Source organism: Thermocrispum municipale DSM 44069, from assembly GCF_000427825.1.
GTDB classification, from domain to species: Bacteria; Actinomycetota; Actinomycetes; order Mycobacteriales; family Pseudonocardiaceae; genus Thermocrispum; species Thermocrispum municipale.
In genome coordinates this window covers 177,781-202,068 of sequence record NZ_ATYT01000007.1, presented here as the reverse complement: position 1 = coordinate 202,068, position 24,288 = coordinate 177,781, and the positions used below count along the sequence as shown (strand labels likewise).

The 24,288-nt window shown below is 68.6% G+C and carries 25 protein-coding genes; 23 read left to right on the top strand and 2 right to left on the bottom strand.

The genetic code is table 11. The features are described from left to right. Positions 1-17: 17 nt before the first annotated feature. Positions 18-1,190, bottom strand: coding sequence for an NAD(P)/FAD-dependent oxidoreductase (locus YWM_RS22860; protein WP_211232469.1), 1,173 nt, complete (start codon positions 1,188-1,190; stop codon positions 18-20). Further along, positions 1,187-2,461 carry a cytochrome P450 gene (locus YWM_RS0109365; RefSeq protein ID WP_028850515.1) on the bottom strand — a complete coding sequence of 425 codons (1,275 nt, stop codon included), beginning with the start codon at positions 2,459-2,461 and terminating at the stop codon, positions 1,187-1,189. The genes YWM_RS22860 and YWM_RS0109365 overlap by 4 nt, the downstream gene beginning before the upstream one ends. A 155-nt stretch (positions 2,462-2,616) precedes the next feature. Here YWM_RS0109365 and YWM_RS25655 point away from each other — a divergent pair, with 155 nt between their 5' ends. The 23 genes from YWM_RS25655 to YWM_RS22840 all read left to right on the top strand — a co-directional run bounded on the left by YWM_RS25655 (position 2,617) and on the right by YWM_RS22840 (position 24,263). Next, positions 2,617-2,814 (top strand): ferredoxin, encoded by a 198-nt coding sequence (locus YWM_RS25655; protein ID WP_084612289.1) that lies wholly within the window; start codon positions 2,617-2,619, stop codon positions 2,812-2,814. A gap of 136 nt (positions 2,815-2,950) precedes the next feature. Then, complete coding sequence (locus YWM_RS0109355) at positions 2,951-4,105, top strand: MFS transporter (protein ID WP_028850514.1); 1,155 nt, start codon at positions 2,951-2,953, stop codon at positions 4,103-4,105. Between the two features lie 61 nt (positions 4,106-4,166). Beyond that, positions 4,167-5,327, top strand: a complete 1,161-nt coding sequence (locus YWM_RS0109350) for an acyl-CoA dehydrogenase family protein (protein ID WP_028850513.1) — start codon at positions 4,167-4,169, stop codon at positions 5,325-5,327. 10 nt (positions 5,328-5,337) lie between these two features. Beyond that, positions 5,338-5,811: a nuclear transport factor 2 family protein gene (locus YWM_RS22855; RefSeq protein ID WP_052344716.1), complete on the top strand. Its 474-nt coding sequence runs from the start codon at positions 5,338-5,340 to the stop codon at positions 5,809-5,811. 31 nt (positions 5,812-5,842) lie between these two features. After that, positions 5,843-6,415 (top strand): nuclear transport factor 2 family protein, encoded by a 573-nt coding sequence (locus YWM_RS0109340; protein ID WP_028850512.1) that lies wholly within the window; start codon positions 5,843-5,845, stop codon positions 6,413-6,415. Positions 6,416-6,791: 376 nt separating this feature from the next. Beyond that, entirely contained in the window at positions 6,792-8,558 is a 1,767-nt protein-coding gene (locus tag YWM_RS0109335; protein ID WP_211232468.1) for a flavin-containing monooxygenase, read from the top strand. A gap of 2 nt (positions 8,559-8,560) precedes the next feature. After that, positions 8,561-9,412 (top strand): mycofactocin-coupled SDR family oxidoreductase, encoded by an 852-nt coding sequence (locus tag YWM_RS0109330; protein WP_043660297.1) that lies wholly within the window; start codon positions 8,561-8,563, stop codon positions 9,410-9,412. 105 nt (positions 9,413-9,517) lie between these two features. Next, positions 9,518-9,922, top strand: coding sequence for a nuclear transport factor 2 family protein (locus YWM_RS0109325; protein ID WP_028850509.1), 405 nt, complete (start codon positions 9,518-9,520; stop codon positions 9,920-9,922). Positions 9,923-9,958: 36 nt separating this feature from the next. Beyond that, positions 9,959-11,512 (top strand): AMP-binding protein, encoded by a 1,554-nt coding sequence (locus tag YWM_RS0109320; RefSeq protein WP_028850508.1) that lies wholly within the window; start codon positions 9,959-9,961, stop codon positions 11,510-11,512. Then, the gene (locus YWM_RS0109315) at positions 11,505-11,939 is read left to right on the top strand and encodes a hypothetical protein (protein WP_028850507.1); all 435 of its coding nucleotides are present in this window, start codon (positions 11,505-11,507) and stop codon (positions 11,937-11,939) included. Before YWM_RS0109320 ends, YWM_RS0109315 begins: the two co-directional genes overlap by 8 nt. After that, entirely contained in the window at positions 11,936-12,376 is a 441-nt protein-coding gene (locus tag YWM_RS0109310) for a MaoC family dehydratase (protein WP_052344714.1), read from the top strand. Before YWM_RS0109315 ends, YWM_RS0109310 begins: the two co-directional genes overlap by 4 nt. Positions 12,377-12,378: 2 nt before the next feature. Continuing rightward, positions 12,379-12,825 carry an acyl-CoA thioesterase gene (locus tag YWM_RS0109305; protein ID WP_052344713.1) on the top strand — a complete coding sequence of 149 codons (447 nt, stop codon included), beginning with the start codon at positions 12,379-12,381 and terminating at the stop codon, positions 12,823-12,825. A 3-nt stretch (positions 12,826-12,828) separates the two neighbouring features. Next, positions 12,829-13,344, top strand: coding sequence for a nuclear transport factor 2 family protein (locus tag YWM_RS22850; RefSeq protein WP_052344712.1), 516 nt, complete (start codon positions 12,829-12,831; stop codon positions 13,342-13,344). A 44-nt stretch (positions 13,345-13,388) separates the two neighbouring features. Next, on the top strand, positions 13,389-14,849 hold the full coding sequence (locus YWM_RS0109295; RefSeq protein WP_028850504.1) for an aldehyde dehydrogenase: 1,461 nt from the start codon (positions 13,389-13,391) through the stop codon (positions 14,847-14,849). Between the two features lie 213 nt (positions 14,850-15,062). Continuing rightward, positions 15,063-16,799 (top strand): FAD-dependent oxidoreductase, encoded by a 1,737-nt coding sequence (locus tag YWM_RS0109290; RefSeq protein WP_084612286.1) that lies wholly within the window; start codon positions 15,063-15,065, stop codon positions 16,797-16,799. Between the two features lie 54 nt (positions 16,800-16,853). Beyond that, positions 16,854-18,017: an ABC transporter substrate-binding protein gene (locus YWM_RS0109285; protein ID WP_043660293.1), complete on the top strand. Its 1,164-nt coding sequence runs from the start codon at positions 16,854-16,856 to the stop codon at positions 18,015-18,017. Between the two features lie 76 nt (positions 18,018-18,093). Beyond that, positions 18,094-18,978 (top strand): branched-chain amino acid ABC transporter permease, encoded by an 885-nt coding sequence (locus YWM_RS0109280; RefSeq protein WP_028850501.1) that lies wholly within the window; start codon positions 18,094-18,096, stop codon positions 18,976-18,978. After that, positions 18,975-19,859 carry a branched-chain amino acid ABC transporter permease gene (locus YWM_RS22845; RefSeq protein WP_052344711.1) on the top strand — a complete coding sequence of 295 codons (885 nt, stop codon included), beginning with the start codon at positions 18,975-18,977 and terminating at the stop codon, positions 19,857-19,859. The genes YWM_RS0109280 and YWM_RS22845 overlap by 4 nt, the downstream gene beginning before the upstream one ends. Before the next feature lie 3 nt (positions 19,860-19,862). Continuing rightward, entirely contained in the window at positions 19,863-20,621 is a 759-nt protein-coding gene (locus tag YWM_RS0109270; protein WP_028850500.1) for an ABC transporter ATP-binding protein, read from the top strand. Then, positions 20,614-21,333, top strand: coding sequence for an ABC transporter ATP-binding protein (locus YWM_RS0109265; protein WP_028850499.1), 720 nt, complete (start codon positions 20,614-20,616; stop codon positions 21,331-21,333). The genes YWM_RS0109270 and YWM_RS0109265 overlap by 8 nt, the downstream gene beginning before the upstream one ends. Next, positions 21,323-21,847 (top strand): pyridoxamine 5'-phosphate oxidase family protein, encoded by a 525-nt coding sequence (locus tag YWM_RS0109260; protein ID WP_043660291.1) that lies wholly within the window; start codon positions 21,323-21,325, stop codon positions 21,845-21,847. Before YWM_RS0109265 ends, YWM_RS0109260 begins: the two co-directional genes overlap by 11 nt. A gap of 23 nt (positions 21,848-21,870) precedes the next feature. Next, the gene (locus YWM_RS0109255) at positions 21,871-23,481 is read left to right on the top strand and encodes an AMP-binding protein (RefSeq protein ID WP_028850497.1); all 1,611 of its coding nucleotides are present in this window, start codon (positions 21,871-21,873) and stop codon (positions 23,479-23,481) included. Continuing rightward, the gene (locus tag YWM_RS22840; protein WP_156914717.1) at positions 23,478-24,263 is read left to right on the top strand and encodes an enoyl-CoA hydratase/isomerase family protein; all 786 of its coding nucleotides are present in this window, start codon (positions 23,478-23,480) and stop codon (positions 24,261-24,263) included. The genes YWM_RS0109255 and YWM_RS22840 overlap by 4 nt, the downstream gene beginning before the upstream one ends. The last annotated feature ends 25 nt before the right edge of the window (positions 24,264-24,288 follow it).

Genomic DNA, 24,288 nt, shown 5'->3' with positions numbered 1-24,288 from the left:
CGGCCCGCCCACGGCGCTCACGCCAACGCGGACACGGGCCCGCCCACCGCGGTGCGGGCTTTCACCAAGTCTTTGCTGAGGTCGACGCCGAGCCAGGCGGTGAGGGCTCCGTCCCGGCTCCAGATCGCCCTCCGCAGGGTGCCGTCGTCCGCCGTCTCGACGGTCAGCTCGTCGCCGGGTGCGTGGACGCCGACGTACTGCAGCTTGCGCCCGAACTGGTCGGACCAGAAATAGGGGACTGGGTCGTGTTCGGGCCCCTGCTCCCAGTCGAGCAGGCTCGCCACGGCGGCGGTCGCGGCCGTGCTCGCCTCGTCCCAGTGCTCCACCAACCGGTGCGAACCGGTGTGGGCGGTCCAACGCTGCGCTACGTCGCCGATCGCGACCACGCCGGGGACGTTGGTGCGGCACCGAGTGTCGGTCAGGATCCCGCGGTCAGTGGCGATGCCCGAGTCAGCGAGCCACTCCACAGCGGGTCGCACGCCGATGCCGGACACCACGACATCCGCCGCCAGGACGGTGCCGTCGGCCAGGTGCACGCCGTCGGCCTCCACGGACTTCACCGCGGTGGACGTGCGCAGGTCGATGCCCTCCCACCACGGACGGGTGGCTGCGCCGACCTTCTCCCCGAGCGCTCCACACAGCGGCTGTGCGCCGAGCTCGAGACAGGTCACGTCGCTGCCTGCTGCCTTCGCGGCGGTGGCCACTTCGGCGCCGATCCAGCTGGCGCCGACGATCACCACGCGGGCACCGGGCAGCAGCTCCTTCCGTAGCGCCAGCGCGTCGTCCAGGGTGCGCAGAGTTCGCTGCGGTCCCGCGCCAGGCAACCGCACCGGAGTGGCGCCGGTCGCGATCACCAGAGCGTCGTACCGCACGTCGCCTGAGTCGGTTCGGACCGTGCGCGCAGCGGGGTCCAATCCGAGCGCACGGGTGCCCAGGCGCAGGTCGACCTCCAGCCTCTCCGCGTTGAACGGCAGCGGGGAGTCGTCGCGCTCGCCGGTCAGCACCGCCTTGGACAGCGGTGGTCGGTCATACGGCGGGACGTTCTCGGCGCTGAGCACGGTGATGCGGCCGGTGAACTTCTTGCGGCGCAGGACGGCGCAGAACCGGGCGGTGGCCAGCCCGCCGCCAACCACCACGACGTGCCCTCGTTCGAGATCGAGCACCGTCGAGCCGCTTGCGCCGGCCGTCACTTGCCGGACCTGGTGTAGTGGTCGGGGAACAGCGGCGTGTCGCCGAGCAGCCGCTCGCCGGGCGTGAACGTCACCGGGATGCTGTGGTACCCCGCGTTGGTGCCCTGGTCGGGATAGGTCACCACGTTGTCCATGTCGACGACGTAGTCGCCCATGCGGGCCAGCACCTGGCGGATCATCTCGCGCGCCATCGCCTTGCCCAGGTGGGAACCGGCGCAGCGGTGGATACCGAGACCGAACGCGACATGCCGGTTCGGCCACCGGGTGATGTCGACCTTGTCGGGGTTGTCGAACTGTGTGGCGTCCCGGTTCGCCGACGCCCAGGACAGCAGGGCACGGTCACCCTTGCGCAGCGGGCAGCCGTGGAACTCGGTGTCCTTCATGACGGTACGGGCCAGTGCCTGGGTGGGGGAGAAGACGCGCAGGAACTCCTCGACCGCGATGTCGACCATCGACGGGTCGTCGATCAAGCGCTGCCGCTCGTCGGGGTTCTGGTACAGCCACACCAGCGACTGCGTCACCAGCGATGCCGTGGTGCCGACGCCGCCCGAGATGACCAGCTCGAGGATCGAGTAGATCTCGTCGTCGGTCATCTTGCGACCGTTGACCTCGGCGTTGATGAAGTGCGTGGTGGCGTCGTCGGCGGGGTGCAGGCGTCGGTAGGCGATGTGCTCGCGGACCGTCTTGCTCACCCACGGGACCGCTACTTCGGCGGCGTGCTGGTACTCGGGCGAACCCGGGGCCGCCGAGACCAGCGTGTGCATCGCGTCGACGTACTGCTGGTACTGCGCGGGGTCCAGGCCCAGCCAGTCGATCGTCACCGCGGCGGGCACCCCGGCCACCACGGCCAGGTCCGCCTCACCCTTCTCGATGATCGTGTCGATGAACCCCGTGACGTAGTGCTTGATGGTCTCGTCGAGCTTCTCCACCGCGGCGGGGGACGTGACCTGGTTGACCGCTTTGCGGTAGGGCCGGAACTCCGGCGGGTCGAGCTCGATCGGGATGTGGAACGCGGTCGGCGCCTTGGGAATGGTCACCGACAGGCCAGGGCCGCCGTATTCGTCGTGCCGCCCGGACGAGAACGTGTCGTCGTCACGGGACGCCTCGAACACCGCCTGATAACTGGAGAGAACCCAGTAGCCGCCATGGGACTCGGTCCAGGCGACCGGGGCCTCCTCGCGGAGCTTACGGTAGATGGTCACGTAGTCCTTGGCATGCTCGGCCGAGTGGTGGTCGAAGTGGATTACGGGACAACGCTGCTGGTCGGACATCGAATCCATCCTTCTCGAGGCCAAGGGGTTCCCTAGGACGGGAACTACCATGATAATGGTTATACGCAGCCCGGAGTCAAGAAAGAGTGACGGCGAGACGTTGCTCCCGGGGCGAGAGACCGGCACCGTGGTGTGACGAGTCAGGAGGGTCATTGATGAGAGTTATCGCCGACCTCGACAAATGCCAGGGGCACGGCCTGTGCCGGATGTCGGCGCCGGAGGTCTACGACGTCACCGAGGACGAGGGCCAGGTCATCGTCAAGTACGAGGGCGACATTCCCGAAGACCTCGAGGACAAGGCCGCGCTCGGCGTCGAGTCGTGCCCGGAGATCGCGCTGCGCATCGAGGACTGACGGCGTCGGTCGTTTTGTCGACATGACTCCCGAGGCCTCCCGGGCCCGTTGCCCGGGAGGCTCCTCAGTTCCCCGCTCGGCCCCGCGTCCGGCTCGCGAGTCCCGTGGGTGGAAGGCGGGATCGCTCGCTTTCCTGGTGCTGGCCACCGCGATCGCGCTCCCCACGTGCCTTGGTGTGCTGGCCGTCGACATCACGGCCGAGCTGACCATGACCGATGCCGACCTCGGCCTGGTCGTTTCCGGGTTCTGGGCGGTGACCGCTCTGGCCGCGCCGGTGGCCGGGCGGTGGATCGACCGGGCGGGGTGGCCGATCGGCGCGCGGCTGGGCTCGGTCGTGGTGGCGGCCTGTCTCGCGGCGTGCGCGCTGTTCGTCGATTCCTGGCCCGCACTGTTGCTGGTGGTTGCCGTCAGCGGGATCGGGTACGGCCTCTGCTCGCCGACCAGCAATCTCCTCGTCATGGCGCTCGTTCCGCCCGCGCGTCATGCGTCGATGCTCGGCATGAAGCAAACGGCCCCGCCGCTGCTGATGGCGGCCGCCGGTGCGACCCTCCCCGGGCTGGCTCACCTGCTTGACTGGCGCGCGACCATGGCGATCGTCGGAGCGCTGCCGATGGCCGTGCTGCTGCTGATCGGCATCCGCTCGTATCGCCCTGGTTCGAACGGGGTGCCTCGTGACCGGCCGGCCCCGGCTGCTCGCCGGGCGGAGCGCCGGGCGCTGGCGCCGCTGGTCATCGCTTCCGGGCTGGGCACCTTCTCCGTTGCGACCATTACTGGATTCGCGGTACTCACCTTGGTTTCCGCCGGGCTTTCGCCGGTCGTGGCGGCGGGTGTGGTGTCTGGCGGAAGTTTGCTTGCCGTCCTGATCCGGGTGGCCGGTGGGCGTTATCTCGACGCGCGGCCCGCCGCTGACGTGAAGCCGCTGCTCGTGATGATGCTGCTTGCGAGCGTCACGCTGACCCTCGTGGCTGCTGGGGTTGTCGGCCTGGATGCTGCGGACGGTGCCGGGGTGTTCTGGCGAGTGATGGTGGTGGTGGGCGTGGTGCTCGCGCTGGTCGCCGCTTGGACTTGGCCCGCCCTGCTGCTCATCACGGTGGTGCGCAGCGTTTCGGCTCCGGGGTCGGCCAGCGGCACGATCCAGCTGGGCAGCGGCCTCGGCTCGGCGGTGGGGCCGAGCGTGTTCGGTGTCCTCTCCGACGCCGGTGGTCGCGGCTGGGCGTGGGCGGCGATGGCGGTGGCCACCGTGGCCGCGATGGCCTTGGTGCGGTTCGCGCGGAGTCTCGCTGAGGGGTGACTCGCCGACCTCTTAGTGATAATAGTGATAAGAGAATTTGCCGCGAGAGCAGGAGACGCCCATGGACTTCGGTGTGGACGAGACCCACGAGTCCATCCGGGAGGCCGTGCGAGCCATGTGCGCTCGCTTCGGTGACGACTACTGGATGGAGAAGGACGAGAAGCACGAATTCCCGTGGGAGTTCTACCGGGCGGTGGCGGACGCCGGCTGGCTCGGCCTGACCATTCCCGAAGAGTACGGCGGGGGAGGGCTGGGCGTCAGCGAAGCCGCGATCGTCGAGCGGGAGATCTCCGCTTCCGGGGCGGGCATGGCCGGATGCTCCGCGGTGCACATCGGCATCTTCGGGTTCGAACCGCTGATCCGGCACGGCAGTGAAGACCTCAAGAAGCGCTTCCTGCCGCGCGCCGCGGCGGGCGACCTGCATGTCTCGTTCGCCGTGACCGAGCCGGACGCCGGTACGGACACGCTGAACCTCACCACCCAGGCCCGCAAGGTCGACGGCGGCTGGCTGGTCTCGGGCAAGAAGGTGTGGATCACCAAAGCGCAAGAGGCGGAGCGGATGTTCCTGCTGGTCCGTACTTCGCCGCGGGAGGGTAAGGCGCATCGCGGTCTCACCCTGATGTTCGCCACGTTGGACCCCGAGCACGTCACCATCCGCGAGATCCCCAAGCTGGGCAGGCACGCGGTGGACACCAACGAGCTGTTCATCGACGACCTGTTCGTCGCCGACGAGGACGTCATCGGCGAAGTGGGCGAGGGGTTCAAGGTGATCCTGGGCGGCCTGAACGCCGAGCGGGTCATCTCCGCCAACGCCGCGCTCGGCCTGGGCGAAGCGGCGCTGCGCAGGGCGGTGAACTATGCCAACGAGCGGGTCGTCTTCGGCCGTCCGATCGGCAAGAACCAGCTGATTTCCGGTCAGCTCGCCGAGGCCCGGATCCGGCTGGACGCCGCGACCGCGATCTGTGACAAGGCCGCGTGGATGATCGACAACGACATCCCGTGCGGCCGCGAGGCCAATGAGGCCAAGTTCCTGGCCAGCGAAGCCGGTTTTCATGCGGCCGACGTGGCCATCAACGTGCACGGCGGTTACGGCTACGCCCGCGAGTATCACGTCGAGCGCTACTTCCGCGAAGCGCGGCTGAACCGCATCGCTCCGATCAGCCAGGAGATGGTGCTCAACTACATCGCCGAGCACGTGCTCGGCCTGCCGCGAAGCTACTGAGGCCGCCGCCATGAACGAGGAGCTGCTGCACCGGCTCGAAGTCGACTCCGCCGCGGCCGACCTGATGCATCGCTATCAGGCGCTGGTCGACGCCAAGGATGTGGACGGTCTCGCTGCCCTGGTCACCGACGATGTCGAGTTGGTCAGGGTCCAGGGCAATCGGAAGGGCCGGGAGGCTTTTCTCGATCTCTATCGCGACTTCGCGGCATCCGACGTCGAGCTCGCTCAGCACATGCTCACCAACCTGCGGGTCTCGCCGCTCGAAGGTGGCCGCTACCAGGTGGACGCGTGCTTCTGGGTGATCACCACGCATCGCACCGGAGAGGCTCGCCAGGTGTGGGGCCGTTACCGCAACGACATCGTGCGGGTCGATGGCCGGTGGCGCTTCGCGGCGAAACGGATCTCCGTCGGCGGGATCGCCGTGGTGCCCCCGGACGCGCTGCTGCCCGCCGACGTCACCTCGTTCGGCCCGCTGCCTCGATGACGCCACCCGAACACGGAGAGGACGGACGCCGATGAGCGAGGACTTCGAGCGGAGACTGCGCCGGATCGAGGACCGGCTGGCCATTGGGGATCTCGCGCACCTGTACGGGTTCGTGATGGACGAGCGCGACCTGGACGGCCTGGACAGCTTGTTCACCGAGGACGCGCACCTGGGCTCGGCCGACGGCGTGTTCAACGCCAATGGGCTGGAGGAGATCACGCGCACCTACCAGGCCAGGTTCGACGCCCTCGGGGCCACGCACCACTTCGTCCACTCGGTGATCCCGCGCTTCGACGACCACGACCCCGACGTCGCCTGGGGGCTGGTCAGTGGTCACGCCGAGTTGGTTCGCAATGGGGAAACGATGGTGGTAGCGCTGCGCTACCACGACGTTTACCGGCGGACCGGCCGCGGCTGGCGGATCGCCGAGCGGGTCATGAGCTACATGTACTACCTGCCCGTCGCGGCGTATGCCGAGGCATTGAAGACGGAGAACCGGAGCCTCCTCTACGGGGATCCGCGGCCGGCCGATTGGCCCTCGGTCCTGCACGGACATGACCTCGATTGGCTCCGGGCCTTCTATGCAGGCGAGCGCCGGGGTTGATCGTGCCGACGACGGGCGTGTGTGGGCGCTGAGCGTTCCTGGCCTGGGGTGGGCCTGGGGTTGACCGTGTCGATCGGCGTGCGCGGGGGTTGACCGTGTCTGGTGGGCGTGCTTCTGGGCTGGTGACCGGTGTGCATCGGCTCGGATCATGGCGACCGGGTGTGCACCGTGGTTGAGTGCGCCCAACGGCGTGTGCTGGGGCTGATCGTGCCGGCTGGCGTGCGTCCGTGCTGATCATCGCGACCCCGCTGGTCAGCGGCCGTTGCTGTGGCGTCGCGGCTGGCTGAGCGTCCAAACGGAGTCTTGCAGCGCCGGTCGTGATCTGCTTCACTGCCGACCATAATCATGATTACCGATATCAGGATTGGGGCCGGTGGTGACGATCGACGAAAAGGTCCTGCCGGACCTGGACGCCGCAGCGAAGACGTGGCTCGACCGGTTGCAGAGCGCCCTTGGTGACGGTGCTGCCGACGCGACGGCCGAGCTGTTCCATCCGGACGCGTGGTGGCGCGACCTGCTCGCGTTCACCTGGGATCTGCGTACCGCGCATGGGCACGACGCGCTCGCCGCCCGGATCGCCGGAGCGTCCAGTGCCGGTTCTGTTTCCTTCTCCCTGACCGACCGCCCGGTGCTCGTCGAGGCGGGTGCCGAACCGTGGGTGCAAGCCGTCTTCGAGCTGCGCACCGCGGTCGCCCGGGGCCGCGGCGTCCTGCGGCTCGTGGAGCGCGACGGGGTGTGGCGGGCGTGGACGCTGCTCACCGCGATGGACGAGCTGATCGGGCACGAAGAGCTCGTCGGTGCGCGGCGCCCGTTCAACAGTCTCGAGGGGCCGGGGCGCACTTGGCCCGAGGTCAGGGAGCGGCAACGCGAGTTCGCTGACGGCGAGCCCGCGGTGCTGATCGTCGGGGCGGGCCATTCGGGCCTTGGCCTCGCGGCGCGGCTTGGCCGCCTCGGTGTGCCGACCCTGGTGGTGGACCGCAACGAGCGCATCGGTGACGGGTGGCGTAACCGCTACGACTCGCTCGTCCTGCACGACCCGGTGTGGTACGACCATCTGCCTTACCTGCCGTTCCCGCCGAACTGGCCGGTCTACACCCCCAAGGACAAACTCGCCGACTGGCTGGAGTTCTACGCGCACGCGATGGAACTCAATGTCTGGACCGGATCCGAGCTCGCCGAGACAAAGCGGGACGGAGACGGTTGGGCCGTCACGGTGCGGCGTGCCGACGGCAGCCTTCGCACCGTCCGCCCGCGCCACCTGGTCCTGGCCACCGGAGTCAGCGGAACCGAGCCGAACATGCCCGACGTGCCGGGGATAGACGATTTCCGCGGGCTGGCCTGCCACTCGCGGGATTTCCCGCGTGGGGTCGATTTCGCGGGGCAGAAGGCGGTCGTCATCGGCAGCTGCAACAGCGGGCACGACCTCGCCCAGGAGCTGTACGAGAAGGGCGCCCAGGTGACCATGATCCAGCGCTCGCCCACCTACGTGGTCAGCCTCGCCGGTTCCGCCATCGCGATGACCGGCATGTACGACGGGTCCGGTCCGCCCACCGATGTCGCCGACCTGCTCAGCGCCTCGTTCCCGTTCAAGTGCGCCCCGGAGATGCACCAGGCCACGACGGCCGCGATGGCCGAGCACGACAAAGAGCTGCTGGCCGGCTTGGAGAAAGCGGGCTTCTTGCTGTCGTCCGGGATCAACGGCACCGGCGCGCTGCAGCTGTTCTTGCAGCGAGGCGGTGGCTACTACATCAACGTGGGCTGCTCGGAGCTGATCGCGGAAGAAAAGATCGGCTTGCGCTCCGGGGTCGAGCCCGCCCGGTTCACGCCGACCGGGCTGGAGCTGTCCGACGGCAGCACGCTGGACGCCGATGTCGTCGTCTTCGCCACCGGCTACCGGGGCATGGTCGAGACCGCCCGCCGCTTGCTCGGTGACGAGATCGCGGACCGGTGCGGGCCTGTGTGGGGACTGGACGACGAGGGCGAGCTGCAAGGCGTCTGGCGCCGTTCGGGACAGGACGGCCTGTGGTTCATGGGCGGGAACCTCGCGATGGCCCGCTTCTACGGCAAGTTCTTGGCGCTGCAGATCAAGGCGCACGAGGTGGGGCTGCTCGAGCCCCGGACGACTTCGAAAGGCGGGGAGTGACCATGAGCGCACCGGCGGCACCGCTGGCAGGGAAGGTTGCATTGATCACCGGGGCGGCCCGTGCGCAAGGCCGTAGTCACGCACTGCGGCTCGCCCGGGACGGCGCGGCGATCATCGCCGTGGACATCTGCGCGCACATCGGCAGCCTGGACGGTTTCTACGACCTGGCGACACCGGAGGATCTGGCCGAGACGGTGCGCTTGGTGGAGGAAGCCGGCGGCCGGATCCACGCCGCCCAGGCCGACGTGCGGGACATCGACGCCTTGACCGACGCGGTCAATGCGGGTGTCGACAAGTTCGGCAGGTTGGACATCGTGGTGGCCAACGCGGGCATCTTCACGTTCGGGGAAGCCACTCACGAGGTCAGCGAGGACGCCTGGCGGGAGCTGATGGACGTCAACGTGACAGGCGTGTGGCACACCTACAAGGCCGCGGCCCCGCACCTGCTGGCCGCCGGGGCCGGCGGCTCGGTGATCATCATCGCTTCGCTGGCCGGATTCAAGGGGCTGGCCAACGTGGCCGCGTACACCACCACGAAACACGCGATCGTCGGCCTGATGAAGGTGCTCGCCAACGAGCTGGGCCCGCACGGCATCCGGGTGAACACCATCCACCCCAACTCGATCGACACCCCGATGGTGAAGAACACCCGCACCTACCGGCTGTTCCGTCCGGACCTGGAGGAGCCGAAGGCCGAGGACGCCGAAGCGGCCTTCGCCGGCCTGAACCCGATGGGCAAGGCGTGGATCGAGCCCGAGCACGTCTCGAACGCCGTGGCCTGGCTCGCCGGGCCGGAGTCCTACTACGTCTCCGGCGGCCAGATCCCGGTGGACGGGGGCGCGTCGATCCAGTGAACTGGGCAAGAACCGGACAATTCGGTTAAATCTTGCCTTGCTCGGTGACCAAAACCATATGTATAGTTCTCAGCATTATCCCCGTTGTGGCTGTGAGGAGACATCATGCCCGACCGCGCCGCCATCGAGAACCTGCTCAACCGTTACTCCCTGGCCTACGACCTGCCCGACCTGGAAATGATGGAGTCGGTGTTCACCAAGGACGCGGTCTTCAGCCTGGTGGTCGCCGGCGGCGACCCGGTGACGTTCGAAGGACGCGACGCGATCATGAAGCTGATGCGCGACTCGCTGTCGCAGCAGACCGATCAACGTCGGCACAACAACAGCAACTTGATCGTCGACGACTCCGATCCCGACGTCATCCGCACCACGCACTACCTCACCCTCCTCGCGACCGAGAACGGCGAGATCTCGCTGCTGTCGGCCGGGGTCTACCGCAACGAGATCGTCGAGGAGGAAGGCGAACTCAAGCTGCGGAAGCTGCACCTCGAGCTCGACAAGTCCTACTGACCAGGCGCACGCCGCGGCAGAATCCGGAGACCAGCGATGAACCAAGGACTCATTCCTGCCAAGTGGGCCCGTCTGACGCCGGCTCGCCAGGCGATCTACGACGCCCCGAACGACCGTCGCGTCACGTGGCGCGAGCTGGACGAACTCGTGCGTCGCATGGCCAACGGGCTCATCGACCTCGGGCTCACCAAAGGCGACAAGGTAGCGATGCTCTCCCGCAACTGCGTGGAGTTCCAGGCACTGTATTTCGCCGCGGGCCGGGTCGGCCTGGTCACCCAGCCGCTGAACTGGCGGCTGGCCACCCCGGAGCTGATCAAGGTGGTCACCGACGCCGCGCCCAAGGTGCTGATCACGCAGGACGAGTTCGTGCCGGTGGCCAAAGAGATCGAGCGGGAGGTGGACCTGACCGCGTCCCTGTCGTTCGGGCCGGGGTCCGACGGCAGCCTCGACGACCTGATCGCCCGCTCGTCCGACGACGAACCGGAGCAGAGCGCGCACGTGGCGGAGGACGATCCGTTCTTCCTGCTCTACACCGGTGGCACGACGGGTGAGTCGAAAGGTGCGCTGCACACCCACCGCAGCGCCGCGGCCGGGATGCTGAACCAGACCGTCGCGGAACGGATCGTGCCGACGGACGTGTACATGCTGACCGGGCAGATGTACCACATCCCGATCGTGCTGGCGATGAACTACCTCAAGCACGGCTGCCCGCTCGTGCTGATGAACTTCGCCCCCAAGCTGGCGCTCGAGCTGATCGAGAGCGAGAAGGTCTCCGCGTTCCTCGGCGTGACGACCATGCTGAACTGGATGATGGCCGAACCGGACTTCGCCAGCTACGACCTGTCCAGCCTGCGCAACATCCAGTACGGCGGCGGCCCGATGCCTTCGCACATCGTGCGGCAAGCGCTGGATTCGTTCCCGTGCACGCTGATCCAGGGCTACGGGCAGACCGAGGGCACGACGATGACGTTCCTGTCGCAGGAGGATCATCTCGACGCCGTGCGCGGGATCCACCCGGAGCGGCTGCGCTCGTGCGGTCGCGAGGGCTTCGTCACCAGCGTCCGGGTGGTCGACCCTGAGGGTAGGGACGTGCCCAAGGACGGCAAGACACCCGGCGAGATCATCGTCAAGAGCCCGGCCAACATGATCGGGTATCTCAATCGCCCCGACCTCACCGCGAAGACGCTGCGGGACGGGTGGATGTGGACCGGCGACGTGGCCACATGGGACGAGGACAGCTACGTGTTCATCGTCGACCGGGCCAAGGACATGATCATCTCTGGCGGCGAGAACATCTACTCGGTGCAGGTCGAAGAGGCCATCGCCACCCACCCGGCGGTGCTGGAATGCGCCGTGATCGGCGTGCCGGACGACGAGTGGGGCGAGAGCGTGAAGGGCTTCGTGGTGCTCAAGCCCGGCCAGCAGGCCACCGAGCAGGAGATCATCGACCAGGCCAAGAAGCACCTGGCCAGCTACCAGAAGCCACGCTCGGTGGAGTTCGTCGCGGAGTTGCCGAAGGCGCCGACCGGGAAGATCCTCAAGCGCGAACTGCGAGCCCCGTACTGGGAGGACCGCGACCGGAATGTCTGAGCCGGACGGCTACGCGCATCTCATCGGGCGCGAGTTCCCGGGAGGCGAGTACACCGTCGCTCCGTGGCGCGCCTGGTTGACCGCGGACACTCTGCTGGACGACCCGTACGACGAGGTGCCCCACCCCGTCCTCGCCTGGATGGCAGGCGTCGCGGGGTGGGGGATGACGTGGGACGAGTTCTTCGGCTGGTTCGACGCCACCGCCGACGACGGTCCGATGTTCGGCGAGCACCGCACCACGATGTACCGCCCGCTGCGAATGGGCGCGACCTACCGCGTCTCCGGGCGGGTGGTCTCGGCGGAGCGCAAGGTGGGCCGCCGGGCCGGAACCATGGACATCGTCGGCTACGAGCTCGACCTGCACCTCGGGGAGGACCACGTGGCCCGCTGCTTCAACTCGATCGTCTTCCCACGGAGGCCGGCATGAGCTCGGCGGAAGCACGCGCGGTGCCCCGGGACGTTCGGGTCGGCACGGAGATCGAGCCCCTGGAGCTGACGGTCGACCCGGAGAAGATGAAGGTGATGGCGGCCCTGCTCGCCGACCCGAATCCGATCCACTTCGACCCCCGCTCGCTCGCCGCGCTCGGCATGCAGGAGCGCACGGTCAACCAGGGCCCGCTGAACATGGGCTACCTGCAGACGATGCTCGCCCGGTGGGCGGGCGGCCGGGACCGGCTGCTGTCGTTCCAGGTCCGCTTCCGGGGCAACGTCCTCGCGGGCGACCGGGTGCGTGCGCAGGGAGTCGTCACCGCGATCACCGACACCGAGCGCGGACGAGTAGCCACTTGTGACATCAGCCTGCGGGTGCTGGGCGGCGCGGAAGTGCTCACCGGCACCGCCGACGTGATCATCGAGGAGCACTGAGCATGGCCCTGGTCCACGAGCCCAGCGAGGGACGGTTGGCGTTTCAGCTGGCCTACGGCGACACCGACACCGTGGGCATCGCCTACTTCGACATCTACTACCGGTGGATGGAGCGGTGCTACTCGACGTGGCTGTACTCGAAGGGCATCCGCAGCGGCCAGATGGCCGACGACCTGGGGATCGTCACCGTGGGGCTCAGCTCCGGGTGCCGCTACCTGGACACCGTGAAGGTCTTCGACGAGATCGTCTGCCAGGCGGTGGCCGAGCACATCGGCAACAGCTCGTATGCCGTCGGCTTCGAGTTCACCAGGGGCGAGACGCTGGTGACCAAGGGACAGATGGTCTTCGCCTCGCGTAATCCCGACGACTTCAGCAAGGCACCCATCCCGGACCGGTTGCTGAAGGCGCTGCACTCGCTTCCCGAGCCGCGGTTCGACGTGCAGGTGTAGACGGTGGCCGACCCGGTGCGCCAGCTGCTGGACCGCGAGGCGCTACGTGATCTCACGGCCCGGTACGCGCTGGCCGTGGACGACCACGACCTCGGCGCTCTGGAGACGATGTTCCATCCCGGCGCCGTCTTCGATCGCGACGGCGACACCGCGCGCGGATGGCCGGAGATCGCCGAGATGCTGGGCGCGTCGATGCGCGGTTTCCGCCGCATGATCCACACCCCGCACGCCGTGGTCGTCGACCTGGTCGGTGCCGACGAGGCGACAGGCCGGTCGAGCGGGCACGCTGAGCTGGTCACCTCCCGCGGGGTCCTGCTGGCCGCCTACCGCTACTTCGACCGGTACGCGCGCCATGAAGGACGGTGGGTTTTCACCCGTCGCGAGGTTCGTTTTCTCTACGCCACCTCGGCCACCGAGTATGCCGCGACCTTGCCGGACGTCGACCGGGTGCGGTTTCCCGGCGAGCCGCCGCGCGCCAGTGCCGTGACGCCGTTGGCGGACAGCGGCGCGACTTCTTGACCTCGCATGCAGCAGCAGTCAGCACGACGCAGGGAAGGGAACTCATGACCGTCACCAGCGCGCCCGCCGCATACGAACTCCGCAGCTACGACAAGCTCTTCATCGGGGGCAAGTGGGTGGAGCCCTCCTCGGACGAGGTCATCGAGGTGGTCTCGCCGATCGACGGCGCCGTCGTCGCCACCGTCCCCGAGGCTCGACAAGCCGATGTCGACAAGGCGGTCGCGGCCGCCCGGGAAGCCTTCGACCACGGACCGTGGCCACGGATGTCACCCGCCGAGCGAGCGAAGTACCTGGCCCGCATCGGCGAGGAAGTGGTGAAACGCATCCCCGAGATGGCAGCCGCCTTCACCCGCGAGATCGGTGCCCCGGCGGCCGTGTCGCAGGCCTTCCACGACAACGCCAGGAAGATGTGGGGCGACTCATCGACGCTGCACGAGCGGTTCGTCTTCGAGGAGGATCGCACGTGGGAGGGCGGCGAGGGCCGTTTGGTGCGGGAGCCCGTGGGGGTCGCGGCGATCATCATCCCCTGGAACGGGCCGGTCGCCACGGCGTCGCTGAAGCTTGGTCCCGCGCTGGCGGCCGGGTGCACGGTGGTGTTCAAGCCGGCGCCGGAAGGGCCGGTCAGCGTGATGATGCTGGCCGAGGCGATCGAGGCCGCCGGGCTTCCCGAAGGCGTCGTCAGCGTGCTGCCCGCTGGGCGAGAGGTCGGCCAGTACCTGGTCGAGCATCGTGACGTGGACAAGGTGTCGTTCACCGGCTCGACCGCGGCGGGCCGCAAGATCATGGCCGCCGTCGCCGACCGCATCGGCCGGGTCAGCCTCGAGCTGGGCGGTAAGTCGGCCGCGATCATCACCGACGACGTCCCGCTGGAGAACGTGCTGCCGACACTGGTCTTCGCCGGGGTGGCCAACTCCGGTCAGGTGTGCGCCGCGCTCACCCGCATCCTCGTTCCCCGCTCACGGCAGGACGAGGTCACCGAAGCCCTCGCGGAGGCGTATCGCGGCTTGGTGGTCGGTGATCCGCGCGAGGAAGGCACCACGATCGGCCCGCTGGCGGCGAAACGGCAGCAGGAGCGGGTGCTCGAGTACATCCGGATCGGCAAGGAGGAAGGCGCCCGGCTGGTGATCGGTGGCGGGGTGCCTGAGGGCCTGGAGGACGGTTGCTACGTCGAGCCGACGATCTTCGCCGACGTCACGCCCGACATGCGGATCGCCCAGGAGGAGATCTTCGGCCCGGTTGTTGTGGTGATGCCCTACGACGACATCGAGGAAGCCATCGAGATCGCGAACTCGACCGAGTACGGACTGTCCGGCGCGGTCTACGCGGCGGACAACCAGACTGCCGAGCAGATCGCCCGCCGGATCCGGACCGGACAGATCGGTGTGAACACGTGGGACATGTGTGTCACCCAGCCGTTCGGCGGCTACAAGCAGTCCGGACTCGGGCGTGAGGGCAATGTGGAAGGACTCGGCGCCTTCCTCGAGACCAAGCTCATCATGCGCTGATTCGCCGGGCCGCGCGGCGATTGGTGATGTCGCGCGCCTGCCGTCGAGTAGTGCCGCAGCGAGCGCGCAGGGCCCGGAGGCCGCCTCCGGGCCCTCGTGCTGTCAGGCAACGGCACGAATGATGCGCAGAGATATTGACACAACGCTGATCATCATATTCACTCTTCATTCGACAGTGTGATGTGGACCATGGGCCCTCAAGGGAGAGTGAGCATGGCGGACAAGCCCCTCGAGCACGGTGGCACCACCTCGGGTGGGGACGCGGCGGACTGGCCGCCGGTCCTGGTCGTCGGTGCTGGGCTGTCCGGCCTCTCCACCGCCTTGACGTGCGCACTCAACGCGCGGCGCGCCATCGTCCTGGAGGCCGCCGAGCTGGTCGGGGGCGCCGCGGCGTACTCCGGGGGCCAGGTGTGGTGCGGGGCCAACCACGTCGCCGTCCGCGAGGGGATCACCGGTGACTCCAAGGAACTGACCGAGACCTACATCCGGGACGTCGCCTCGCACCTGGCACCGGAGGTCCTCGACGAAGACGCGCTGCTGCGCTGGATCGACACCTCGCCGCGGGCGATGAAGTACTTCGAGGACAACGGTGCCGTCCGCTGGACGGTGATCCCCGGCCTGGCCGACTACCACAACGAGGCCAAAGGAGCCCTGCCAGAAGGCCGCTACCTGACCAATGAAGTCATCGACGGCTCGGTGCTCGGTCCGTGGCGGGCCAAGCTCCGCTACAGCCCCTACTTCCCGGTGGGCAAGACCTACCGTGAACTGCTGGAGAAGGGACGCCGGGCCACTTACGTCGACGACTCGGGCGAGGAGAAGTCCGCGACCAAGCAGTCGCACGCCGGCCTGCCTGCGTTCGGCCTGACCGACGGCACCGAGTTCGAGCGGGGCTCGGACGACGACCCGCTCACCTACGGCACCGGTGTGGTGGCCGGCTTCCTCGGCCGCGCCGCCGGTCACGAGCTGATCGACATTCGCACCGAGCACCGGGTTACCGAACTGATCCAGGACAACGGCGAAGTCGTCGGTCTCAAGGCGCAGACCCCGGACGGTGTGGTCGAACTGCGGGGTCCGGTGGTGCTCGCCACCAGTACGTACGACTGGGACCCCGAGCTGGTGCACGAAGTGCTCGGGCTCAGCGAGGACGACTGGGGCTCGGTGGCTCCCGAGTCACTGCGGGGTGACGGCATCAAACTGGCCAGGCAGGTCGGCGGCCAGCTGGCCCGGATCCCGGCGAACGCCACGCCGATCCTGCCCGGCTGGCGCTCGCAGGTGGGCACCGGCTTCGGCTACGGGCCCGAGTACGCGATGCCGCACTCGATGATCGTCGACCGGCACGGCAGGCGGTACTGCAACGACTCGTACTGGGTCGACATCTGCCGCCGCACGCTCGACCCGGACGACAAGCACTTGCCGTTCTTCCTGATCTGGGACGACCAGCACCGCAGGAAGTACGGTCTGGCAGCCACCCCGCCGGGCGGCGAGTACCCCGAGGGCTGGGTGGAGTCGGCGGACACCCTCGAAGAGCTCGGCGCGCGGCTCGGCATCGACGGCGAGCAGCTGGCCCGCACGGCCGAACGGTTCAGCCACTTCGCGGCGCGTGGTGAGGACCCCGATTTCGGCCGCGGCACGGTGGACTACGTCAACAAGTTCGCCGGCGACCCGGAGAACAAGCCCAGCCCGGTGCTGGGGCCGATCGTCCAGCCTCCGTTCCACGGCATCCGGCTGCGGTTCGTCGGCACCGGCATCGGCACGTCCGGTGTCCGCATCGACGGCGACGGGCGCGTGCTCGACGGGGCGGGCCGTCCGATTCCCGGCCTCTACGCCGCGGGCTCGGTGGCGGCACTGACCACCACCGGCACCGCCTACAACTCGGGTATCGCGCTCGGTCGCGGACTCACGCTGGCCTACCTCATCGGCCATGAGCTCGCCGGCCAACCCGTTTCTTGACCCGTCCACCGCTCGAAGCGGCTGGACCTGCACAAACGAACAACTGGAGGAGCTATGGGTGGTGCAGCGCGCAAGCGCAGGACGCTGCTGGCAGGGCTGGCCGTCTCCGCGGTCCTGGCGACCGTGGCCTGCGGCGGTGGCGCCGCGGGGGACAGCGGGGGCGGTGGCATCGAGAAGACCATCAAGATCGCCCAGGTGCAGGACCAGACCGGCCCCATCGCCTACGCGGGTCTCGGCGCGTCGGAAGGTGCCGAGCTGGCGATCGAGGAGATCGAGAAACAGGGCTTCCTCGGTGACGGCGTCAAGATCGAGCTGCAGAAGCTGGACACCGCGGGGGAGATCGAGCGCGCGTCGAGCGAGATGAACAAGGCGATGGGCGACCGGGACGTCGACGCCATCATCGGCCCGGCCGCCACACAGCAGGCGGCGACCGTCGCCCCGCTGGTGGGCAGGCAGAAGGTGCCGACCGTGTTCACCCAGGCAGGCGGGGAAGGCGTGGTGATCAACGACTACACGTTCCGCGTCACCCCGCCGATGGAGTCCTACTACGAGCAGGTGCTGGAGTACCTGAAGGACAAGGGCGCCAAGACCATCTCGGTGCTGTACAACGCCACGTTCCCGACCTTCTCGCTGCTCGGGGAGAAGGGCGTGCCGAAGATGGCCAAGGAGCGGGGCATCGACATCGTGCAGTCGCTGCCGGTGCAGATGACCACGCAGGACTTCGCCGGGCAGTCGCAGCAGATCGCGAAGAAGAACCCGGACGCGCTGGTCATGCTGCTCATCGCGCCGCAGTCGGTGACCGCGTTGCGTCAGCTCAAGGAAGCCGGCTACGACAACCAGATCGTGGCCACGTCGGTCCAGGCGGCGGGCAACATCGAGGCCGCGGGCGCCAACGCCAACGGGCTGGTCTACCCGGTGCCGTTCTCCACCGCGATGGACGGCGAGTCGTCGCAGGCGTTCACCAAGGCGTTCCGCGCGAAGTTCGACAAGGACCCGGACCCGTACGCCGCCGACGGCTACGACGCGATGTGGTTCATCGCGCGCGCCATCAAGGCCTCCGGTGACTCGTCCCGGGAAGGCATTCGCAAGGGCCTGGCCCAAGTGGCGAAGGAAGGCTTCACCGGTGCCATGGGCGGCCTGACCTTCGAGGGCAACGACGCCCGCGTCGACGGCGCACTGGTCCAGTGGCAGGACGGCAAGGAGACGTTGGCTCAGTGAGCCGGATCGAGGGGCGTGGCCGCGATCGGACCGCGCCCCTCGGGCCGGTTTCTCGGCTCAACCGAGAGGAACCCACGTGCAAGACCTGCTGAACGTCGCCTCGCTCGGCTCGATCTACTTGCTGTTCGCGCTGGGTATGGCCCTGGTCTGGGGGACAATCGGCATCCTCAACTTCGCGCACGGCGCCACGTTCATGTTCTCGGCGTTCGTCGGCCACCTCGTCACCAGCGAGACCGAGCTGCCGTTTCTCGCCGTCGTGCTCGTCGCCGTGCTCGTCGGGGCGGCCATCGCTGCTCTGACCCAGCTGCTGGCGTTCCAGCCGATCCTCAAGCGGTCGAAGAACCAGCACGCCGCGGAGATGCGCATCCTGATCGGCGGCATCGGGGTCGCCGCCATCCCGCTCGCCATCGCCCAGCACCAGACCCGGTCCAGCCCGTTCGGCTTCCGCTCCAGCTACGAGGCCGAGGTCCTGGAAATCTTCGGCCTGCGGCTGTCCACCACGTCGGCCGTCGTCATCGTGGCCGGCCTGGCTATCGGGATCGGGCTCACGGTCTGGGTGCGCCGGTCCCGCCGGGGCCTCGCCCTCCGGGCCATCGGGGTCGACGCGGAGACAGCTGCCGGGATGGGGGTCAATCGCACCCTGCTGGCGTTCGGCACCATGGCCACGGCCGGGGCCCTCGCGGGCCTGGCGGGTGCCCTGCTGACCTTCCAGCTCGGCGCCATCGCCCCCGAGACCGGGGACCAGCTGCTCATCAAGGCGTTCGCGATCATCGTGCTGGGCGGCCTCGGTTCGATGGCAGGCACCGTCATCGGCGCGTATGTGCTGGCCGGCGCGGAGACCCTGGTGTTGAACCTCAACTACGGGACTTGGGTGGACGCCGTGTCGTTCGGTCTCATCTTCCTGATCCTGCTCGCCCGGCCGCAGGGCCTGCTGGGCCGCAAGGAGGTGCGCCGCACATGAGCGACTGGTACTCGATGAACGTCGTGCTGATCCAGACGACGCTCACCACGCTGCTGCTGGCCTTGAGCATCCAGGTGCCGATCCGCTTCGGGGTCTTCTCGTTCGCCGGTGTCGGGGCGTTCGGCATCGGTGGCTACACCGCCGCCATCGCGATGGTGCACCTGGGCTGGACCACGTGGCCGTCGGTCGCGCTCGGCGCGGTGATCTCCGGCATCGTGGTCTTCGCGCTCGGCCTGCTGGTGCAACGGCTCACCGGCCTGTACATGGGCATGGCCACGATCGCGTTCACGCTGATCATCTCGGTGCTGGCGGTCAACGGTGGCGAGCTCACCGGTGGCGCGGGTGGCCTGTACGGCGCGCTCGGCGAGATCGACACCGGCCACATCCTGGCGATCCTCGCCGTGGTCGTCGCCGTGCTGGTGTGGACCGAGACGAAAGGCATGGGCAGGCGCATCGACACCGTCCGGGAGGACCCGGAGCTGGCCAACTCCGTCGGCATCGACGTGGTGAAGTACCGGCTGGCGTCGTTCGCGCTCTCCGGGGTCATCGGTGGCCTGGCGGGCGGGATCACCACGCTGCTGCGCTCGACCATCACCCCGGCGGAGGTGAATTTCCACCTGGTGATCGTCGCGCTGACGGCGATCATCGTCGGTGGCGCCCGCTCGTGGCTGGGAGCGTTCATCGGCGCGGTCATCTTCGTCTGGCTGCCGACGATGATCTCGTTCGTGCAGGAGTGGGAGAAGGTCGTCTACGGATTCATCGTGGCCGTCGCCGCGATCTACCTGCCCAATGGGGTGCTCGGCGTGGTGAAGGACCTGATTCACCGTTTCCGCACCCGCCAGGAGCGCGCTCGCCTGGCCGTACTGCAGGAGAAGGGCTGACGGATGGCTGATACCGCGGTGCGCACGACAACGGCACTCCTCGCCGTCGAGGACGTGGCCGTGCACTTCGGCGGCGTCAAGGCCGTCGACGGCATCTCGCTGGAAATGCACCAGGGGAACATCTACGGCGTGCTCGGCCCGAACGGGTCGGGCAAGTCCACGTTGCTGGGCGCGATGACCCGGCTGACACCGCTGACCCGCGGCCGGTTCCTGCTGGACGGCGTCGACTACACCAAGGTTCCCGCGCGGAAGGTGCACCGCATGGGGATCTCCCGCACGTTCCAGACCGTGCGGCTGCTCGACGACCGTTCGGTGCGCGACAACATCCTGCTCGGCCAGGACACGCTGCCCAAGCAGACCCGTAAGGCAGCGGCGATGCAGGTGGACGAGGTGATGGAGCGGGTCGGCGTGCGCGAGGTCGCGCAGCTGAGGCCCGACGAGCTGTCGTACGGGATGCAACGCCGCGTGGAGTTCGCGCGCGCCATCATCGGCCGCCCTCGGCTGCTGCTGCTCGACGAACCCACCGCGGGCATGAACACCGCCGAGCGCAAGGAGATCGGCAAGCTGATGCGGCAGCTGTGCGACGAGGGAATCACCCAGTTCATCGTCGAGCACGACGTGGAAATGATGGTCGACACCTGCGACTACCTGTTCGCGATGAACGTCGGCAAGCTCATCGCCGAGGGCGATCCGCACGATGTGGTGCGGCATCCCGCCGTCCAGGAGGCCTACTTGGGGAAGGGGGCGGCGTCCGGTGCTTGAGGTCAGCGATCTGCACGTCAGCTACGGGCCGGTCCGCGCGGTGCACGGGGTGTCGTTGTCCGCGTCCGCGGGCCGGGTGACGCTCGTGCTCGGCGCGAACGGAGCAGGGAAGACGACGAGCCTGCGCGCGATCGCCGGGTTCCACAAGCCCGACTCCGGGTCGGTGCGGTTCGACGGCCGCGACATCACCGGGACGGCCGCGCACAAGGTGGTGCGGCGGGGCATGGTGCTGGTGCCGGAAGGACGGAAGATCTTCCTGCCGCTCACCGTCGAGGAGAACCTGCGGATCGGCGGGTACACCGCGCCACGGGGATCGATCGAGCACAGCATCGACGAGGTCTACGAGAAGTTCCCCATCCTGGCCGAGCGCAGGCATTCCCCGGCGGGCCTGCTCAGCGGCGGCGAACAGCAGATGCTCGCGTTCGGCCGCGCGCTGATGTCCAAGCCGAAGCTCATGCTGATGGACGAACCGTCCATGGGCCTGGCGCCGACCATGGTCGAGCGGGTGCTCTCCAGTGTCCGCACGATGGCCGACGCGGGCATCGGCATCCTCATGGTCGAGCAGAACGCCGAGGCCGGTCTGCGGATCGCGGACACCGTCGCGGTGGTCAGCCGTGGCGAGACGGTGTGGACGGGTACCGCCCTCGAGGCGCGCGACGGCAAGGCGATCGTCCACGCGATGCTCGGGGAGGCGGCGCTGGATGGCGCCTGACGAGGCCGTCGACGAGCCGCCAGGACTGCACGACATCGAGGACTTGTCCCGGGCCAGGCTCGCGCCGGACACCCGGGCCGAGTTGTTCGCCGAGCAGACCGAGTGCGTGCTGTCGTTCCTCGAGGACGGCCTGCCGACCGCGGTCGTGATGAGCTACCAGGTCGACGACCAGGGCCACTTCTGGCTCGCCACGGTGGAAGGCCGCCGGCAGGTCCGTGGCATCGACGCCGACCCACGGGTCGCGTTGGTGGTGTCCAGCACCGGCACCGAGCTTGCCGGGCGGCGCATGGTGGCCTTCCGTGGCCGCGCCCGCGTGCACCGCGATCGCGCGGTGGTGATGGACCGGGTCCGGCGGCTCGCGCCGCGGCTGGCGCCCGATGACCCCGATGCCTTCATCCGGCTGCTGGACAGCCCTGGACGCGTGGTGATCGAGGTCGTCCCGACCAAGGTGACGGCGTCGCATGACTCGACACTGCTGGCGGGCGACGGACGGGGTGGCCCTGCCCGTTCGTGACGACTGGTGACGAAGGAGCGCAGGTGGAGCAGGACACGAGCCTCGGAGAGTGGCTGGCTTCGGTGGCCGCCGACCCGGACCGCAAGGACGCCGAGGTGGTGATCGAGGGCGAGCAGGTGAGCGTGCAGGATCTGGACGCCGCCGCCTTGAGCGTGGCGACCGGCCTGGTGGATCTCGGCCTGCGGCCCGACGACCGGGTCGCGGTGCTCACCCCGGCACGAGTGGCCTCGTTACAGGCGTGGTTCGGTATCGCCCGCGCGGGCCTGGTCGAGGTGCCGCTCAACCCAGCCGCCGGACCGGTCGCCTTGGCCCACTGCCTGGTCAGGTCCCAAGTCCGCGCAGCGGTCTGCGCGCCGGAGTTGGTGCCGCTGCTGACCCAGGCGATGGAGCAGGCGCGAGCCGACGGAGACGAACTGGTGTTGCACGATCTGCTGCTGCTCGACCCGCTGCCCGGCGCCGAGACCGGCCGCACGGTGTCCACCGGCCTGACCACCGGCCTTTCCACCATGCCGTTCGCCGACCTGCTCGCGACCGAACCTCGCGACCTCCCCGCGGTCGACCCGGGCAGCACCGCGGTCGTGCTCTACACGTCCGGAACGACCGGGCCGCCCAAGGGAGTCCGGCTCAGCCACCGGGCCAACGTCAATCTCGCCCGGCACACCACCGAACTGATGGGTTACACCCGTGACGACCGCCTCTACAGCGTCTTCCCGCTCTACCACTCCAACGCCAGATACTGCTCGGTCATGGCCGGGTTCGAGGCGGGAGCGCGAGTGCTCATGCACCGCAAGTTCACCGCGTCCGGCTTCTGGGACATCTGCCGCCGCGAAGGCATCACCGCGTTCAACTACCAGGGCGCGATGATGAGCATCCTGGCCAAGCAGCCTGCCCGGGACGACGACCGGGACAACCCGGTCCGGGTGGCGTTCGGCGCGCCATGCCCCAAGGAGATCTTCACCGAGTTCGAACAGCGCTTCGGGGTGCGGCTGACCGAGATCTACGGCAGCACCGAGGTCTCGCTGGTGTGCGAGATGCCGCCCGAGCGGCGGCGGATCGGTACCGCGGGTCGACAGTCGCCGATCTACACCGTCGCGGTCGTCGACGAGCTGGACCGCCCGGTGCCCCCGGGCACGCCGGGCGAGATCGTGGCCCGCCCGAAGAAGCCCGGCTGGATGTTCGACGGCTACGAAGGCGACCCGGCAGCCACCGTCAAGGCGTGGCGCAACCTGTGGTTCCACACCGGCGACCGCGGAGTGCTTGACGAGGACGGATTCCTGACGTTCCTCGACCGGGTCAAGGACACTGTGCGTCGCCGTGGCGAGAACGTCTCCACCTGGGAAGTGGAGCGAGTCATTGCCGACCATCCGGACGTCGCGCAAGTAGCGGCATACGGCGTCGCCTCGGAGCTGTCCGAGGAGGAGGTCATGGTCGCCGTCGTGCCCGCGCCGGGTGCGGACGTCGACCCGGCCGCGCTGGAGGAGTACTGCCGGGGCCGGCTGACCGCGTTCGCGGTGCCGCGTTATGTGCGTGTGGTCGATGCGCTGCCGCTCACCCCGAGCCAGCGAGTGGAGAAGTACAAACTGCGCGCCGAGGGCGTCACCCCGGACACGTGGGACCGGGAGGCGGCCCGATGAGCGCACTGCCCGTTCACTTGCGGGGCTACGAGCGGTTCCGGCTGGAGTCACTCGACTCCGGCGTGCTGCTGGTGACGATGTGCCGCCCGGAAAAGCTCAACGCGATGGACCAGCAGTGGTTCGCCGAGCTGACCCGGCTGATGCGCACGCTCGGCAAGGACGACGACGAGCACCGCGCGGTCGTGCTGACGGGGGAGGGACGCGCGTTCTCGGCCGGTGGCGACATCGACATGTTCCACGACCTCGACGGCGACGTGAACCGCGTCCGCCCGCACCTGCTTCGGGTTTACGAGGCTTTCCACGCGGTGGAGAAGTGCGCCATCCCGGTTGTCGGCGCGGTCAACGGCATCGCTTTCGGTGGTGGCACCGAACTCACCCTGGCCTGCGACATCGCCTACGCCGCGGAGTCGGCGCGGTTCTCGTTCAAAGAGGCCTCGGTCGGCCTCATGCCCGGGTACGGGATCGTGCGCGGGCCGGACGTGATCGGGCGGCATCACACGCGTTACCTGGCGCTGAGCGGCCGCACCATCGATGCCGACGAAGCGAGGTCCATGGGCTTGGTGTCCCAGGTGCATCCCGACGACGACCTGCTCCCGGCGGCGATCGAGCTCGCCGAGGACATCGCGGCCAATCCGCCGCTCGCGGTCGCCGTGGGCAAGGCGTTCCTCAACCGGGGGACCGAGGTCGGCTACCCCGAGTCGGTGGAGGCGATCGCGCTGCTGTTCGCCACGCCGGAACACCGGGCCGCGGTGGACGCATTCCGTGCCCGCCGTTCGCGCTGAAGCCCGGTCTCGTTCCCGTTCAGAA